This is a genomic window from Sphingobium herbicidovorans, from assembly GCF_002080435.1.
GTDB classification, from domain to species: Bacteria; Pseudomonadota; Alphaproteobacteria; order Sphingomonadales; family Sphingomonadaceae; genus Sphingobium; species Sphingobium herbicidovorans.
Genome location: NZ_CP020538.1, coordinates 1,452,772 through 1,468,619, shown reverse-complemented (window position 1 = coordinate 1,468,619; position 15,848 = coordinate 1,452,772). Strand labels below are relative to the sequence as shown.

Genomic DNA, 15,848 nt, shown 5'->3' with positions numbered 1-15,848 from the left:
GCGATGCTGAACTTTTCGCGCTGGGCCGTTACGGCGATCCTGCTGCCCCTGGTTATCGGCATCCTCTGCGCGGTCCCGAGCTTCCTGCCCGACACCGCCGTCGAGCGGCTGCCATCCTTCATGCAGACCCGCGTCAACCTGGGTCTGGATCTGTCGGGCGGCAGTCATCTGCTGCTTGAAGCATCAACGCAGGATGTGGCCAGGCAGCGCCTCGTCAATATGGAGGAGCAGGTCCGCACGGAACTGCGCCGGGGCAGCCCGCGCATAGCCATCGGCGACATTTCCAGCCGCGATGGCAAGCTCAGCTTCATGGTTCGCGACCCGTCGCAGGTTGATGCCGCGGTCGAGCGTATCCGGCCGCTGACGCAAGGCGCGGGCCTCACCGGTCAGCGTGACTTCAATGTCGAGGTGGTGAACAGTTCGACCATCGTCATCACGCCGACAAGCGCGGGGATCGACAATGCGGTCAAGAGCGCGATGGAAGTCGCGACCGAGGTCATCCGCAAGCGCATCGACGAAATGGGCACGCGCGAGCCCACGATCCAGCAGCAGGGCGGCAATCGTATCGTCGTACAGGTTCCCGGCCTGCAAAACCCCAAGGCGCTGAAAGACCTGCTGGGCCAGACGGCCAAGCTGGAATTCAAGCTGGTCGATACCGCCGCCAACCCGTCCGAAGTGGCGCAGGGCCGCGCGCCCGTGGGCAGCGAGGTGTTGCCCTATCTCGATAATCCTTCCGGTGTGCCAGTGATTGCGGTCAAGCGCCAGGTTATGGTGTCGGGAGAAGATCTCACCGACGCTACGCAGGGCTATGACCAGAATAACCAGCCGATCGTCAACATCCGCTTCAACGGATCGGGGGGGCGCAAGTTTGGCCAGGTGACGTCGCAGAATGTCAACCGGCCCTTTGCCATCATCCTGGACGGCAAAGTGTTGTCGGCCCCGAACATCAATGAACCGATCCTCGGTGGCTCCGCTCAGATCAGCGGCAACTTTACCGTGGAAAGCGCGAACCAGCTGGCGATCGCACTGCGCTCGGGCAAGCTGCCTGTCGCATTGACGGTGGTTGAGGAGCGTACGGTGGGCCCGCAGCTGGGTGCGGATTCGATCCGGGCGGGCCTTATGGCTTCGATCATCGCCGTGGTCGCGGTCGCTGTCTTCATGTTCGTCAGCTACGGTCGGTTCGGCATGTACGCGAACCTTGCCGTCGCGATAAACGTGCTCGTCATCCTGGGCGTCATGGGCATGCTGGGCGCGACGTTGACGCTGCCGGGCATCGCCGGCTTCGTGCTGACCATCGGCACGGCGGTGGATGCCAACGTGCTCATTTATGAGCGGATTCGTGAGGAGCGGCGGCGCGGGCGAAATGTCGTACAGGCGATCGAGTTCGGCTATAAGGAAGCCAGCCGGACCATTTTCGAAGCGAATGTCACTCACGCCATCGCTGGTGGCATCATGCTCGCCTTGGGTTCCGGCCCGGTCAAGGGTTTCGCCATCGTGCTGCTGATCGGCATCGCAACCAGCGTATTCACGGCCGTGACCTTCACCCGCCTGCTCGCGTCGCGCTGGCTTCGTGCCAAGCGTCCGACCGAGATCGTCATTTAAGGGCCGGGAGAAAGACCCATGAAACTTCTCAAGCTCGTCCCCGATCACACCAACATCGGCTTTGTGAAGCTGCGCCACTGGGCCTTCGCCCTGACGGCGCTGCTGACCGTGCTTGCCGTCGGCGCCACCGCCTATCGTGGCCTCAACCTGGGCGTCGATTTCGTCGGCGGCCTGATGATCGAGGCGCGCTTTCCCCAGGCGGTTGAAACGGATCGTGTGCGCAGAACCATTGCCGCGCTGGATGTGGGCGAAAGCTCGCTCCAGCAATTTGGCGATCCCAACACCGTGCAGATCCGCCTTCCCTTGCCCGAACAGGGCGGGGCGGGCGCGGCAAATGCTGTTGTCGAAAAGACTCGTAACGCCATGACGGCCCAGTTTCCGGGCGTGACATTCTCCCGCTACGATACCGTGTCGGGCAAGGTTTCGGGCGAACTGATCCAGAACGGTGTCCTGGCCGTCTTGCTTGCCGTGATCGGCATCGCGGTGTTTTCCTGGTTTCGTTATGAATGGCAGTTCGGCGTTTCGACCTTCGTCGCCATTATGCATGATCTGCTGATGACGCTGGGCTTTTTTGCGGTTACCCAGCTGGAATTCGACCTGAATATCGTCGCCGCGGTGCTGACGATCGTCGGTTATTCCATCAACGACAAGATGGTGATCGACGACCGTATCCGCGAGAATATGCGCAAATACCGCAAGATGGACATGAAGTCGCTCATCGACCTGTCGGTCAATGAGACGCTGCCGCGCACGGTCATGACCTCTGTCACGATCATGCTGGCGCTGGGCGCGTTGCTGTTCTTCGGCGGCCATGTGCTGCGTGGTTTTACCGCGGCCATGATGCTGGGCATCGTCGTTGGCACATATTCCTCGGTCTATGTGTCCTCGTCGCTGCTGATCACGCTGGGCCTCTCGCCGCAGGTGTCGGAACGAAAGGCGGCCAAGACCAATATCGCCGACAGGGCTGAGCGCACGGGTCCGCGTGATGACGGGGCGCGGCCCTGAACGTCAAGCGCACTGGCATGGAATTGCGCCGCGACGATGCGGGCCAGGGGCCCATCGTCACGGGCTTTGCCGGCCGTGGCTTTCGTGTGAGGGATGACGTCTTTCCGGGTGGCCTGCTGCTCAGCCCGGTTCGGGCGCTGGCATGGACCGGTGCGCCATCGCCTGACGAGTTGACCCTGGCCGTATTGGGCGATCTTCTGGATGTCGAACCACGGCCGGAATTCTTGCTGCTCGGTACTGGCGCGGGTTTGCGTCAGCCGCCGCGCGCCTTCGTCCGCGAACTGGAGGCCAAAGGCATTGGCGTTGAAGTGATGGACAGCCGCGCGGCGGCGCGTGCCTGGGGCGTGCTCCGCGCGGAAGAGCGTTGGATCGTGGCGGCTCTGCTCCCGCTTTGACCGGCAGCATATGCCGCGCGCTATGTTGTTGGCTTTTCTGGCTCCGTCTTGCGCTTTGTGCTCCATCCGCATAGTCTGAAGCCAAGTTCCGTCACCTGTCGGTGTCGGCGAAGAAGAAAAGAGTTACGGCCATGGTGCAGCAAAGCCGCCCATCGCCGCAGAGTTCCGGTCCCGCCGGGGGTGTTTCGGGCAAGGGCGCCCGTTCCGGCCAGGGTAATGGGAGCAAGGCTGCGGCCATACCTCCCCCGTCGGCGCAGCGGGGTCCATTGCCCCATTCGCCGCGTGGCAGACGGTCCTATGCCGCGATCGACCTTGGCACCAATAATTGCCGCCTGCTGATTGCCAAGCCTTCCGCTGATGGGTTCATCGTCGTAGATGCCTTCTCACGGATCGTCCGGTTGGGCGAAGGGCTGGCGGCGACCGGACGGATCAGCGACGCCGCCATCGATCGGGCGATTGCAGCGTTGGCCATCTGCGCCGACAAGCTGCGGCGTCGGCATGTGACGCTTGCGCGATCGGTTGCGACAGAGGCATGTCGCCGCGCCTCCAACGGCGCCGACTTCATTCAGCGCGTCTATCGCGAAACTGGCATAGCGCTCGACATCATCAGTGCGCAGGAGGAAGCCAGGCTGGCGGTCATGGGATGCCATGCGTTGCTGGAGCCAGGCGATAGCCCCGCGCTGATATTCGACATCGGCGGGGGCTCGACCGAACTGGTGCTGGTAGACGCCAATCAGTCGGGCGCGCCGCATATTGTCGATTGGGTCAGCGCGCCTTGGGGCGTCGTCTCGCTCACGGAAAGCGAATTGTTTGACCATGCCGATCCGGGCGAACGCATCGCCGCCTATGCGCGGATGCGCGCGCGCGTCGCCGACGCATTCGCCCCGCTTGCCCGCCGCCTGCCGCGCAATGTGCCAGCGATAAGGCTGCTGGGCACATCGGGGACGGTTACAACGCTGGCCAGCTTGCATCTTAACCTTCCGCGCTATGACAGGCAGGCCATCGACGGGCTGATCGTACCATCCGCGTCGATGCGTGCCATTTCCGGCAGGCTGTCGACCATGGCGCTGGCGGAGCGGCAGAAGCTGCCCTGTATCGGATCGGAACGGGCGGACCTGGTCGTGGCGGGCTGCGCCATATTGGAAGCCATACTCGACATCTGGCCCGCCGAACGGCTGGGCGTAGCGGACCGGGGCATTCGTGAAGGCATATTGCGCGGCCTGATGGACCGTGACGGAGTAGTGATGTGAGGGGTGCAGGTGCGGGCAAGGTCCGGGTAAAATCGGCAAAGGGACGTACGGCGCAATCGACGCGCTGGCTCGAACGGCAGCTTAACGACCCCTATGTCCGGCGCGCCAAGGCGGAAGGGTGGCGCAGCCGCGCTGCCTTCAAGCTGATCGAGCTGGACGAGAAGTTTCATTTCGTGAAGGGATCGCGCGCCGTCGTCGATCTGGGCGTCGCGCCCGGCGGATGGGCTCAGGTGGTCAGGAAATTGTCGCCCAAGGCGAAGGTGGTGGGTATCGACCTGCTGCCGACCGATCCCATTCATGGCGTCACCCTGTTCCAGATGGACTTCATGGATGACAAGGCTCCAGCTCTGCTGACCGAGACTCTGGGGGATGCGCCGGACCTCGTCATCTCTGACATGGCGGCAAATACTGTGGGCCATGCGCAGACCGATCATCTGCGCACGATGGGGCTGGTCGAGGCGGCCGCCTGGTTCGCGGTGGAAAACCTGCGAAAGGGAGGAACCTTCGTCGCGAAGGTGTTTGCGGGGGGGACTGATGCTGACCTGCTCGCCATATTGAAAAAGCATTTCACGACGATCAAGCACGCCAAGCCGCCTGCGAGCCGAAAGGGCAGCGTTGAGTGGTATGTCGTGGCGCAGGGTTTCAAGGGACGGCCCGAAGAACAGGGCTGACGCCACAGCACGCAGCGGCATTTTTCAGGACAGCGGGGGCACATTGGTTTCGACGGTATCGACGGTCGCCTATCTTGGGCTGGACGCGCGCAGCGTGGAGGTTCAGTGCCAACTGGTCCCCGGCCTGCCCAATTTCATCGTGGTAGGCCTGCCTGACAAGGCGGTGGCGGAAAGCCGGGAACGGGTGCGCAACGCGATTGCCGCCATAGGGCTGTCGCTGCCGCCCAAGCGGATTACGGTAAACCTTTCGCCTGCTGATCTGCCCAAGGAAGGCTCTCATTTCGATCTGCCTATCGCCCTGGCCCTGCTGGGAGCGATGGGGGTGATCGATGCGGAGACGCTGGCCGGATATGTGGTGGTCGGAGAATTGGGCCTGGACGGCCGTATCGCTTCAACCCCCGGGGTCCTGCTTGCCGCGTTGCACGCCGGGGAAAGGGAACTGGGCCTGGTGTGCCCGGTTGCTCAAGGGCCGGAAGCGGCATGGGCGGGCCAGGTTGAAGTGATCGCGGCGCCGGACCTGCTCAGCCTTCTCAACCATTTCAAGGGCAGCGCTGCGCTGTCGCCTCCCCAGCCCGGCGCGGTGGAGCCGCCGCCGCGCGTGTCCGACCTGAAACAGGTCAAGGGACAGGAGACGGCCAAGCGTGCATTGGAGATCGCTGCGGCTGGCGGTCATAACCTGCTCCCGATGAGAGCGTAAAGACCCATTCAAATGTTGGGGGCAAGATGCGGAACTTACTCGCCGAAATTTTAGAGCTGCAACTCGAATGGGACAGCGCAAACACGCCTGCCATGGAGCGCCGAGGGGTCGTCGTTCGGAAGGAGCTTCCTGCCGAACTCAGCCGCATATCCGGCAACCTTCAGCATGCAATGGGCCCGCTGATAAGCGATTTGCACTTCGAAGGGAGGGATGGGACCGGCAGGAAGACGGCCATACCCTGGGCGCGTTTCTTTTCCGCCAGCCGTTCACCGTCCGCCCAAAATGGCTGGTATTGCGTCTATCTCTTCCGGTCCGATGGATCTGGTGTCTATTTGGCCTTGGCTCATGGATCCACATCGTTCCTCAACGGGATGTTCGTGCCGCGAGCTGACGGACAGCTCGCTGATTTATTGACCTGGGCCCGCACAACGTTGGGGGATGCGCTTTTGCGCGACCCAAGGGTGCAAAGCAAGATTGATCTGGGCGAGGGCCCAGGGAAGTTGGCGAAGCCTTACGAAAAATCGACTGTGGCGGGCATTTGGTATCCGGCTGACAATCTTCCAGATGAAGCTCAGCTAACTGCCGATGCAGTCATGTTCGCCGGGCTCTTGGGACAGCTCTACGGTGCCCAGGATCAAAGGCGAATGCCTGGGGAGATAGCGCCTGAGATCATTGAGGCCGTTGAGGCAGTCGATGAAATTGCGAAGCCCCTTATGGGGCGCTCCAGGGCTGGGCAAGGGCGCGGTCTTTCGGGGCCAGAGCGACAGGCGGTGGAAAGGCGAGCGATGGAGCTTGCGAAGTCGATATTGGAGCGTGAGGGTTTCACCGTTGAAGACCACTCTGCAACAGCATCATACGACTTTCTAGCTTCGAAGAACGGCTGCAAAACCGTGGTCGAGGTTAAGGGCACGACTGGCGGTTTAGGCGCTATCATGCTCACAGCGAACGAGGTGACGCTGCATCAGAGTGGTACTATTAACAACGCGCTGTTCGTGGTTCATTCCATAGACTTGGATCGGCATGGACCCCAGCCTATCGCATCGGGTGGGACCGTCCATCGCCTTCAGCCTTGGCGATTAAATCCCGACCAGCTTAAACCAATGGCTTTCGAATACGCGCTGCTAGCGGAATAGGTATCAAGGCCGCATGGCAGGCTTGTGCTAGCGTGATGAATGGTGGGCAGGTGCAACTATCAAGTTTCGGAATAGCTAATTGTTCGCACTAAAGGGGGCGGGATGGACAAGATTATCGAAGAAGCGGCAGCGGCATTAGAAAAACTTTCAGAAAAAATCATCGCGACTCATAATGAGGAGCCGCCTTACAATCAGGTGTGGGGCTGGCAGTACCCGGCTATTACTCGGCGCGAGCTTGCTGCAGTCCCTGACAGGCTAGCTCAGCGAGTTCGGTCGCTCACGGCGGACGATTTAGACGTCACTCTCGAAAACCTACTTCGAGAATTGCCAGCCCGCATTACATACGAAATTGGAAACGTCCTGCCAAACTTGCCCGGCGGAAATTCCACCATTGTCGTTCAGCAGCTTTTTGACCTTTTCCTGGTTATTGGCCACGAGTTGCCCGCAGAACCGGCTCCAGTGGATTGGAAATCGGTCCCGGCTGACGTTCTTCCGAAGCCGCTGGCGACAAGGCTGCGCAGCGTAGAAGCGCGGCTCAAGTCTCTCGAACCGCGCACATCTGCGTTGGACAAGGCGATAGAGGACATAGAGGCGGCTCGAGAGGCCGCCCTTAATTTGCCAACCGATCTCGCGACGCTCACTGAGGCTCGCTCGGAAATCGAGGGCCATCGGACGTCGGCCTCATCCGCTGCAGGGCGGATAGATGCTGCGCTCGAGCAGGCAACGTCGGCCGTAAGTGCGTTAGAGAAACATAAGGAAACGGCAGCGAAGCTCGTCGCTGAATGCAGCGAAGCATATCGGGTGACGACAACAGTCGGACTGGCAGCGGCTTTCGACAGTCGCGCGGACAAATTACATTGGTCGGTACGTCGTTGGGTCGCCGGGCTCGTCGTTTCGTTGCTAATTATCGGGTGCGCAGGAGCCTACCGCATCTCGGAACTGCAAAAGTTGCTGACATCCGATGCTGACGGGGTGCGGGTTTGGTCCAGCCTAGTTATCTCTATACTCAGCATCGGTGCGCCGCTTTGGTTCGCTTGGTTGTCGACCAAGCAGATTGGTCAGCTTTTCAAGCTCCAGGAGGACTATTCCTTCAAAGCATCCGTAGCTAAGGCATACGAGGGCTATCGGCGGGAAGCTGCAAGGATCGATGAGAGCTTCGAAGCTAGGCTTTTTGCATCGGCGCTTACCAGGTTGGAGGAAGCTCCCCTCAGGTTAGTTGATGACGAGACCTACGGAAGCCCGTGGCATGAGCTTACCGCCAGCCCCGCATTTCAAAAGGCGCTCGACAAGGTGCCTGAACTGAAGACCAGCCTGTTGGACATCATGAAGAGCAGGCGGGAGGCAGCTCCGGCCGCTCAAGCCGCTGCGGAATAAGGCAAGGCGGAGACTTAGGCGACTTTCTTTAGGGCCTTCGGGACCATGGCAGAGGAAGCCGCAGCGACCTTCCCTACCTCACGGATGCTCATGCCTGCCACGTGATGGAGTCGAGGATAGACCGGCGGCTGGCTTTTTCTCCCTTGTGGGCGGCGGCTACTGCTTCAGCGATTGGCGTGGTTCCTGAAGACCGGTAATGCAGGATAGAATATCCGATCAAGGAAGGGAGGGACCGTTGGTATTGGGAAGCGGACCAATCGGGTCGACGCCATTGGGGGGAGCGGCGCAGCCTCTCGGTAACAGCTATGTTGAAAATGGCTACGTCCAGAATGGCTATCTCGCCAATGAAGCGGAGACAGCTTCCCAGTCCCCTATTTCGGACACCGTCCATCGTCATCAGGCTAACGGCACTGAGACGACTCATCTCACTATCGAGGGCGAGCGCCTTACCATAGGCGGTGAGCCTATCACTTTGGGGATGCCCCAAACGGCTCCTACGGGCACGAGTGATGCGACCATCGCCATCCACTCTGCATCTTGGACTGGTTTCGCGTCCCCGGCGGAGAAGGCTCAGGCCGTTCGCATGATGGTCCCCGCAGCGTTGTCCTCAATCGATGCGCTGATCGCCCACTACGATGCTCCTGGAGGCAACGGAGGGCCGCCCCTCGAAGAACGGGAGGCGCTCCTAGAAGACCTCAGGTGCCTTCACAGCGCGCTAGGCCTTCTTCTAGACGCTGCGGCGGATGAGAAGTGGGGGCAGTATGGTGACGGACTTGTCATAGATGCTGCTCGGTGGCTCGGTCGCGTAAAGTCGGCGGTATGCCGCGACCCTCTCTCTTTCGCTGTCGCCGGGCTCTCGGAAGTTGTCTTAGGTATGCTGGGCTTTCCTGGTGCGGGCCTCGTCGCTACCGCCGCAGCTGTCGGAGCGAAGAAGTAGAATAGAAGCACGACGTTGCGTTTAGGCGTGGAAAACTGACCGGCAGGCCAGTCGAGAAAACTCCGCGCCCCTTGCAGCCCGTTGGCGGTCCTTATCGTCCGCACAGCGCAGGCAGCAGTAGTGCATCCCGTCCTTCTTGCTTCGGTCCTGCCCAAACATCTGAATTGGCCTCACTTGCTGGCACTGGTGGCACCATTTGGAGGCCGGTGGAACCGGTACGGGTATTTTCTTGCGGGGCATGCGCCCTCCTGTGCTGATGGTGGTTGAAAAATCCCGCCCGAATGGGACGGCAGCGGACGGGATGATGTTCGGACCAATGAGGATGCCTGAGGGCCTCCTATGGAGCCTGTGGGCGCTGAACGGCGGAAAAAACAAAGCAGGGCAGCGGCCACCCGAGGGGAAACCTCAGGCCCGCTTCTCCGCCCGTTGGATCGCGGCGCGGCTGACGCCATACTCCTTCGCCAGCGTCCCCAAAGACACCCCAGCGGCCCGGCGTGACCTCACGACTTCCTGCTGCTTCTGTGAAAGGGCAGACGGGCGACCTAAGGTCTTCCCCTCAGCCTTGGCGCGGCTCAGGCCCGCTTGGGTGCGCTCAATCAGGAGGTCGCGCTCGAACTCGGCCACGGCGCTGATAACGCCCATGGTCATTTTCCCCGCCGGGCTGGTCAGGTCCACTCCACCCAAGGCGAGGCAGTGGACGCGGACGCCTTCACCGGCCAGCTTCTCCACCGTGGCGCGAACGTCCATCGCATTACGGCCCAGCCGGTCCAGCTTCGTCACAATCAGCACATCGCCAGCCTCCAGTCGATCCACCAGCCGCGCGAAGCCTTTGCGCTCCATGGCGGCGACGGAGCCGGAGACGGTCTCGCTCACGACCCGCTTAGGTTCGATGGCGAATCCTGCCCCCTCAATCTCGCGGACTTGGTTGTCGGTGGTCTGATCGGTGGTGCTGACACGGCAGTAAGCGAAGGTGCGGGCCATGGTGATCCTTCTGTATCGGAAACGTGCACCGGAAATAGGAGTGGATCGAAATACCTGTCAAGCTATTTTCCGATACAGTGGCGGAGGTTGTATCTAAATCGACCGTTTTCGTAACGCCTCCAGATTTGGAGGCGTGATCGGTCCACCGTAAATCAGACTCGGTTGGACTCAGGGCCGCCGTAGGAAACCGCAGAAACCCGTGGGAGCCTTCCCGGTGGCCTGAAGGTCAGGCCAAAGGTGGTTTATTTGCAGAGACTTGGACAGCGTCAGGCATTAGATGGACAGCCCTCAGCAACACCTAAGGGGGGTATATGATCTTTGAACTCGCTGTGAACCATTGCCGCGCCGTCCGCGCCATCGGTCTTGATCTCGAGCACGCGGAGCAGGCGGACCTCATGCCAGCCGCAAAGCGCCTTGGTTTCGCTCGGGAGGCGTGGGAGGCGCGGCCGAAGTGGGGGCCTGCTACTCTGCACACCCGCTTGACCCTGAGGCTCGGCAGGAAGACCTATTGCTTCGAGGTGGACCGGCCGCTTCGAGACCGGCAAGCGGACTGAAGGTGTGCCGGGGGTAGCCGTCCATAAAGATGCTGATCCCCGGCACCTTTTCCCTCACTGCTTCGCGCAGCTACCCGCCCCCTCTCGGTTCCTTAGGTGTCCCTCAGGTTACCGGCGGCCCCTATCGTGGGGCACCCCCTCCCCATGGGGGGACTGGCGTGTTCGCTCATGCGTATATGAGCCTTCGGATTTTTATAATGAAAGTGATCAACTGTGGCAGGGAAATGCCGCCAAAACGAGCCGTGAGGCGTAGCTTCGAAGGCGGCCGGGGTGGTTAACCCCGATGGCCGACATCGGCGAGGCGGGCTGTCGCGACCCGCTGCACTTGAAGAACGTCTTTCCGCGCATCCAGGAAACGGCGGGGATTGATCGGCTCGCCATTCAGCCGCACCTCGAAATGCAGGTGGTCGCCAGTAGAGCGGCCGGTCGATCCCATGCGAGCGATCATCGCGCCCCGGCCGACCTGCTGGCCGACTCGGGCGGCAAATCCCGACAGATGAGCGTAGCGGGTCATGATGCCATTGCCGTGACTAACCTCTACCACATTGCCATAGCCGCTGCGCTGGCCGACAAAGCTGACTTTGCCTGCTGCGGCGGCCAGGATCGGCTGACCGTGGCTACCGGGGAAATCGACACCGGCATGAAATGCCGCGTGGCCGTTGAACGGGTCGCGGCGATAGCCGTATGAACTGGATTGCATCGGCGCCAAAGTGGGGCGACCCGACGGAATCGTCATCAGGCTGCTCTCCAGAAACTCCATGCGAGACAGCGCGTCCGCCAGCCGTTCAAACTCCTGCGGCATCGCGTCGCGCTGGCCGCGCCATGGGACAAAGGGGCCGCCCTGCGCCCGCGCGGCGGTGCGCGCCAGAGCTTCGGGGTTCAGGCCGAAACTGCGGATCGCCGCCGCCGTTTTGTCGGCGCGCCGCTCTACGGCATGAGTCAGCAGCATGGCGAAACGGCGCTGACGGGCATCAATCGTCAGCAGTGGCTGGGCTTCCGAAGAGGCGCTGATCTGGAGCTTGAGAGCGGGAGAGCCACCCTTGTCGGCCGCCTTGTCCGACCTGCCCACCAATCCTTCTGCCGCGTCACCTTCCTCTTCGCCGAAATGGGCGCGGTAAAGATCGACCATGAAATCCTGCCGCGCCTGAAGGTCGCGTGCGAGTGCCTCCACCGACCGGCGATAGCTTTCCACCTTGTAGGAAGCCTTGGCGACCGCCTTGCGCTCGGCGTCCATCGCGGCGCGGTCTTGCGCCGCAGCCGAGCGGCCGGAGGCCATCGAGAGTGAAAGGCCTGCCGCTCCCATCAAAAGCGCGCAAAGAAGCACCGCCGCCAGCAACTGAACTCGGGTCGATATGCGTATGAATGTGACCTGCCCGCCAGATCGCAGGAAGATTTCCCGCTCCGGGCACAGGGCAATGATCCTGACCCAGAGGGCGGCAACCCCCTTCTTGGTTCGATACAACAATTGCGACCCCGCACTCTATTTTTTTCAAGAATCGGGGCGGTAGCAAATGCAGGGGGGCCGTGCGAATCCACACCGGCCGACTCGTGACGAGTCGAAATGAAGGCGGGTTCAAACGTTCAATCGGGGTTGCGGTTCCCGGCAACGGCAAATTTTTTCAGGCGTTTTGAGAAAGGGTCGTTCGGGCCAAGCGTAGCAGCGCCGGCGCCTGAATTGGGGGCGCCGCAGCGCCGAAATCGGCCGCCGCGTCATTGAAGCGGACGACCGCTCCGCCAAGGCGCGTTACCAGCAATGGGATCGGCACGCTCCTTAACATGCGCTCCAGCGTTTCGCCGTTGCTTGCCAGGGCTTCTCGGCGTCCTGCGCCGACTGGATAGCCACCCCTTCATGGCGCTGGAGGCGATGGGTGCGGCTGACGAAGCATTTGGGACGCCGCTTGACCCTGAAAGGCGCCATGGCTATAGGCGCGCCTGCTCAGCTACCGGATGCATTGGGGATTCGTCTTCAGGTCGATGGCGCTAGGCAGAGCTGAACATTGCCGGCTGCTCTTGCGGCTCCAGGGGGCGTCTGCCCACCGGGGCCTTTGCTGTTTGGAGGATTTGCGCCTCCTGCGGCAAGCAACGCGGGGATGGTTCCGGTAAAGTAACTGAAAAGGTGAAGGGCTTCATGCCAACGATCAACCAGCTGGTCCGCAAGGGCCGCGAGCTGCAGAAGACCAAGTCGAAGGTCCCTGCGATGGAAGCGAACCCGCAAAAGCGCGGCGTTTGCACCCGTGTTTACACGACGACCCCGAAGAAGCCGAACTCGGCTCTCCGCAAGGTGGCGAAGGTGCGTCTGGTCAACCAGCGCGAAGTCATCACCTACATTCCGGGTGAAGGCCATAACCTTCAGGAGCACAGTGTTGTGCTGATCCGCGGCGGCCGCGTACGCGACCTTCCCGGTGTGCGTTATCACGTGCTGCGCGGCGTTCTGGATACCCAGGGCGTCAAGGACCGTAAGCAGAGCCGTTCGAAGTACGGCGCGAAGCGTCCGAAGTAAGGGGAGACCAGTAATATGTCACGTCGTCGTCGCCCCGAAAAGCGCGTTATCCTTCCCGATCCCAAGTTCGGTGATATCGTGCTGTCGAAGTTCATGAACAGCATCATGCAGGACGGCAAGAAGGCCGTCGCCGAGTCCATCGTATACGGTGCGCTCGAAACCGTCGAGACGAAGTCCAAGAAGGACCCGATCGCGATGTTCCATGATGCGCTCAACAATGTGAAGCCCGGCATCGAAGTCCGCAGCCGCCGTGTTGGTGGTGCGACCTATCAGGTCCCCGTCGAAGTGCGTCCCGAGCGCGCTCAGGCGCTGGCCATTCGCTGGCTGATCACGGCTTCGCGTAACCGCAGCGAAACCACCATGGCGGCCCGCCTGTCGGGTGAGTTGCTGGACGCTGCCAACAACCGCGGCAATGCCGTCAAGAAGCGCGAAGACACGCACCGCATGGCGGAAGCGAACCGCGCCTTCTCGCACTATCGCTGGTAAAGGCTTGGCGGACGCTCCGGCGCCCGCTCCGCTTATCTGGTTTTTGAAGATCCGTCCGTTCGCTGTGGGGCTACCCATGGCGGACGGATTGGTTTAGGGGCCAGCCGCAAGACTCATTCACTCACCGCCGGCGCGCCGGCAACGGAGAAGCATCATGGCCCGCAGCCATCCGCTCGAACGCTATCGCAATTTCGGTATCATGGCGCATATCGACGCCGGCAAGACCACGACGACCGAGCGCATCCTTTATTATACCGGCAAGTCCTACAAGATTGGCGAAGTCCATGACGGCGCGGCCACGATGGACTGGATGGAGCAGGAGCAGGAGCGTGGTATAACCATCACCTCGGCTGCGACGACCTGCGTTTGGAAGGCTGAAGAGGGCAAGGGCCCCGAGCATCGCCTGAACATCATCGACACTCCCGGCCACGTCGACTTCACCATCGAAGTCGAGCGTTCGCTGCGTGTGCTTGACGGCGCGGTTGCCGCGTTCGACGGTGTGGCCGGTGTTGAGCCGCAGTCGGAAACCGTGTGGCGCCAGGCGGACAAGTACAAGGTCCCGCGGATGTGCTTCATCAACAAGCTCGATCGTACCGGCGCCAACTTCTATTATTGCGTGCAGACGATCATCGATCGCCTAGGCGCGACCCCGGCCGTTCTCTATCTGCCTATTGGTGCGGAGTCGGAGTTCAAGGGCCTGGTCGATCTGGTCGAGAATCGCGCGATCATCTGGAAGGATGAGAATCTGGGTGCCGAGTTCACCTATGAGGAAATCCCGGCCGATCTCGCCGACAAGGCTGCCGAATATCGTGAAAAGCTGATCGAACTGGCTGTCGAGCAGGACGACGAGGCGATGGAAGCCTATCTCGAAGGCAATCTGCCCGATACCGCCACGCTCAAGAAGTTGATCCGCAAGGGCACGCTGAACCAGTCGTTCGTGCCGGTCCTGTGTGGTTCGGCGTTCAAGAACAAGGGCGTGCAGCCCCTGCTCGACGCGGTCGTGGACTATCTGCCTTCGCCGCTGGATATCGAAGACGTTCAGGGTATCAACCCGGACACCGAAGAGCCCGACAGCCGCGCGACCGCAGACGACGCTCCCTTCTCGGGCCTGGCGTTCAAGATCATGAACGATCCGTTCGTGGGGTCGCTGACCTTCCTGCGCGTCTATTCAGGCACCCTGACCAAGGGCACCTATCTGAACTCGGTCAAGGACAAGAAGGAAAAGATCGGCCGTATGCTGCTGATGCATGCGAACAGCCGTGAAGACATCGATGCGGCCTATGCTGGCGACATCGTCGCGCTGGCCGGCATGAAGGAAACCACCACCGGTGATACGCTGTGCGCTGAGCGCCAGCCGATCATCCTGGAGCGGATGGAATTCCCCGAGCCGGTTATCGAACTGTCCGTCGAACCCAAGACCAAGGCCGACCAGGAAAAGATGGGCGTTGCTCTCAATCGCCTGGCCGCCGAAGATCCGTCCTTCCGTGTCTCGACCGACCACGAATCGGGCCAGACCATCATCAAGGGCATGGGCGAACTTCACCTCGAAATCCTGGTCGACCGCATGAAGCGCGAGTTCAAGGTCGAGGCGAATGTCGGTGCGCCGCAGGTGGCCTATCGCGAGTATCTCAAGAAGGCCGTGGACGTCGACTATACCCACAAGAAGCAGTCGGGCGGCACCGGCCAGTTCGGCCGCGTCAAGGTGAAGGTCACGCCGGGCGAACGTGGCGCGGGCATCATCTTCAAGGACGAGATCAAGGGCGGTAATATTCCCAAGGAATATATCCCTGCGATCGAGAAGGGCATGCGCGAAACCGCGGCCACCGGTTCGCTGATCGGCTTCCCGATCATCGATTTCGAAATCACGCTCTATGACGGCGCCTATCATGACGTCGACTCGTCGGCGCTGGCGTTCGAAATCACCGGCCGCGCCGCGATGCGCGAAGTCGCGCAGAAGGCGGGCATCACGCTGCTCGAACCGGTCATGAAGGTCGAGGTCGTCACCCCGGAAGAATATCTGGGCGACGTTATCGGCGACATGAACAGCCGTCGCGGCCAGATCCAGGGCACCGATACGCGCGGCAACGCGCAGGTGGTCGAGGCTATGGTCCCGCTGGCCAACATGTTCGGCTATGTGAACTCGCTGCGTTCCTTCACCCAGGGCCGCGCGAACTACTCCATGATCTTCTCCCATTATGACGAAGTGCCGCAGAATGTTGCGGATGAAGTCAAGGCAAAGATGGCCTGATGATTTTCCTCGGCC

The 15,848-nt window shown here is 61.3% G+C and carries 13 protein-coding genes and 1 pseudogene; 12 read left to right on the top strand and 2 right to left on the bottom strand.

Going from position 1 to position 15,848, the window contains the following annotated elements; all coding sequences use genetic code 11:
• Positions 1-3 precede the first annotated feature (3 nt).
• From secD to B6S01_RS07115, 8 genes and pseudogenes are all read left to right on the top strand, one after another.
• A complete protein-coding gene (gene secD, locus B6S01_RS07150) occupies positions 4-1,602 on the top strand; it encodes a protein translocase subunit SecD (RefSeq protein WP_037464386.1) in 1,599 nt (532 codons plus the stop codon).
• Positions 1,603-1,620: 18 nt separating this feature from the next.
• Positions 1,621-2,607 (top strand): protein translocase subunit SecF, encoded by a 987-nt coding sequence (gene secF, locus B6S01_RS07145; RefSeq protein ID WP_037464389.1) that lies wholly within the window; start codon positions 1,621-1,623, stop codon positions 2,605-2,607.
• A 17-nt stretch (positions 2,608-2,624) separates the two neighbouring features.
• Positions 2,625-3,002, top strand: a complete 378-nt coding sequence (locus B6S01_RS07140) for an Mth938-like domain-containing protein (protein ID WP_081570319.1) — start codon at positions 2,625-2,627, stop codon at positions 3,000-3,002.
• Between the two features lie 131 nt (positions 3,003-3,133).
• On the top strand, positions 3,134-4,252 hold the full coding sequence (locus B6S01_RS07135; RefSeq protein WP_037464392.1) for a Ppx/GppA phosphatase family protein: 1,119 nt from the start codon (positions 3,134-3,136) through the stop codon (positions 4,250-4,252).
• On the top strand, positions 4,249-4,923 hold the full coding sequence (locus B6S01_RS07130; RefSeq protein ID WP_037464396.1) for an RlmE family RNA methyltransferase: 675 nt from the start codon (positions 4,249-4,251) through the stop codon (positions 4,921-4,923). Before B6S01_RS07135 ends, B6S01_RS07130 begins: the two co-directional genes overlap by 4 nt.
• 43 nt (positions 4,924-4,966) lie before the next feature.
• Positions 4,967-5,605, top strand: a pseudogene (locus tag B6S01_RS07125) (magnesium chelatase domain-containing protein); the annotation flags it as partial.
• Positions 5,606-5,646: 41 nt separating this feature from the next.
• Complete coding sequence (locus B6S01_RS07120) at positions 5,647-6,753, top strand: MrcB family domain-containing protein (protein ID WP_037464398.1); 1,107 nt, start codon at positions 5,647-5,649, stop codon at positions 6,751-6,753.
• A 102-nt stretch (positions 6,754-6,855) separates the two neighbouring features.
• Positions 6,856-8,127 (top strand): hypothetical protein, encoded by a 1,272-nt coding sequence (locus B6S01_RS07115; protein ID WP_051908199.1) that lies wholly within the window; start codon positions 6,856-6,858, stop codon positions 8,125-8,127.
• A gap of 1,342 nt (positions 8,128-9,469) precedes the next feature.
• Here the strand turns inward: B6S01_RS07115 and B6S01_RS07105 are convergent.
• Entirely contained in the window at positions 9,470-10,045 is a 576-nt protein-coding gene (locus B6S01_RS07105; protein WP_037464403.1) for a recombinase family protein, read from the bottom strand.
• 311 nt (positions 10,046-10,356) lie between these two features.
• On the opposite strand from B6S01_RS07105, the gene B6S01_RS07100 reads away from it, so the two are divergent.
• A complete protein-coding gene (locus B6S01_RS07100; RefSeq protein WP_037464406.1) occupies positions 10,357-10,599 on the top strand; it encodes a hypothetical protein in 243 nt (80 codons plus the stop codon).
• Between the two features lie 274 nt (positions 10,600-10,873).
• Here the strand turns inward: B6S01_RS07100 and B6S01_RS07095 are convergent, their stop codons facing one another.
• Positions 10,874-12,064: a M23 family metallopeptidase gene (locus B6S01_RS07095; RefSeq protein WP_081570318.1), complete on the bottom strand. Its 1,191-nt coding sequence runs from the start codon at positions 12,062-12,064 to the stop codon at positions 10,874-10,876.
• 663 nt (positions 12,065-12,727) lie between these two features.
• On the opposite strand from B6S01_RS07095, the gene rpsL reads away from it, so the two are divergent.
• From rpsL to fusA, 3 genes are all read left to right on the top strand, one after another.
• The gene (gene rpsL / locus B6S01_RS07090) at positions 12,728-13,099 is read left to right on the top strand and encodes a 30S ribosomal protein S12 (protein ID WP_007686591.1); all 372 of its coding nucleotides are present in this window, start codon (positions 12,728-12,730) and stop codon (positions 13,097-13,099) included.
• A gap of 15 nt (positions 13,100-13,114) precedes the next feature.
• The gene (gene rpsG / locus B6S01_RS07085) at positions 13,115-13,585 is read left to right on the top strand and encodes a 30S ribosomal protein S7 (protein WP_037464411.1); all 471 of its coding nucleotides are present in this window, start codon (positions 13,115-13,117) and stop codon (positions 13,583-13,585) included.
• Positions 13,586-13,739: 154 nt separating this feature from the next.
• Positions 13,740-15,833 (top strand): elongation factor G, encoded by a 2,094-nt coding sequence (gene fusA, locus B6S01_RS07080; protein WP_037464414.1) that lies wholly within the window; start codon positions 13,740-13,742, stop codon positions 15,831-15,833.
• The last annotated feature ends 15 nt before the right edge of the window (positions 15,834-15,848 follow it).

What these genes read in the sequence shown, in the direction of transcription:
- secD (WP_037464386.1), top strand. Translation starts at nt 4, where the DNA reads ATGCTGAACTTTTCGCGCTGGGCCGTTACGGCGATCCTGCTGCCCCTG.
- secF (WP_037464389.1), top strand. Translation starts at nt 1,621, where the DNA reads ATGAAACTTCTCAAGCTCGTCCCCGATCACACCAACATCGGCTTTGTG.
- B6S01_RS07140 (WP_081570319.1), top strand. Translation starts at nt 2,625, where the DNA reads ATGGAATTGCGCCGCGACGATGCGGGCCAGGGGCCCATCGTCACGGGC.
- B6S01_RS07135 (WP_037464392.1), top strand. Translation starts at nt 3,134, where the DNA reads ATGGTGCAGCAAAGCCGCCCATCGCCGCAGAGTTCCGGTCCCGCCGGG.
- B6S01_RS07120 (WP_037464398.1), top strand. Translation starts at nt 5,647, where the DNA reads ATGCGGAACTTACTCGCCGAAATTTTAGAGCTGCAACTCGAATGGGAC.
- B6S01_RS07115 (WP_051908199.1), top strand. Translation starts at nt 6,856, where the DNA reads ATGGACAAGATTATCGAAGAAGCGGCAGCGGCATTAGAAAAACTTTCA.
- B6S01_RS07105 (WP_037464403.1), bottom strand. Translation starts at nt 10,045, where the DNA reads ATGGCCCGCACCTTCGCTTACTGCCGTGTCAGCACCACCGATCAGACC.
- B6S01_RS07100 (WP_037464406.1), top strand. Translation starts at nt 10,357, where the DNA reads ATGATCTTTGAACTCGCTGTGAACCATTGCCGCGCCGTCCGCGCCATC.
- rpsL (WP_007686591.1), top strand. Translation starts at nt 12,728, where the DNA reads ATGCCAACGATCAACCAGCTGGTCCGCAAGGGCCGCGAGCTGCAGAAG.
- rpsG (WP_037464411.1), top strand. Translation starts at nt 13,115, where the DNA reads ATGTCACGTCGTCGTCGCCCCGAAAAGCGCGTTATCCTTCCCGATCCC.
- fusA (WP_037464414.1), top strand. Translation starts at nt 13,740, where the DNA reads ATGGCCCGCAGCCATCCGCTCGAACGCTATCGCAATTTCGGTATCATG.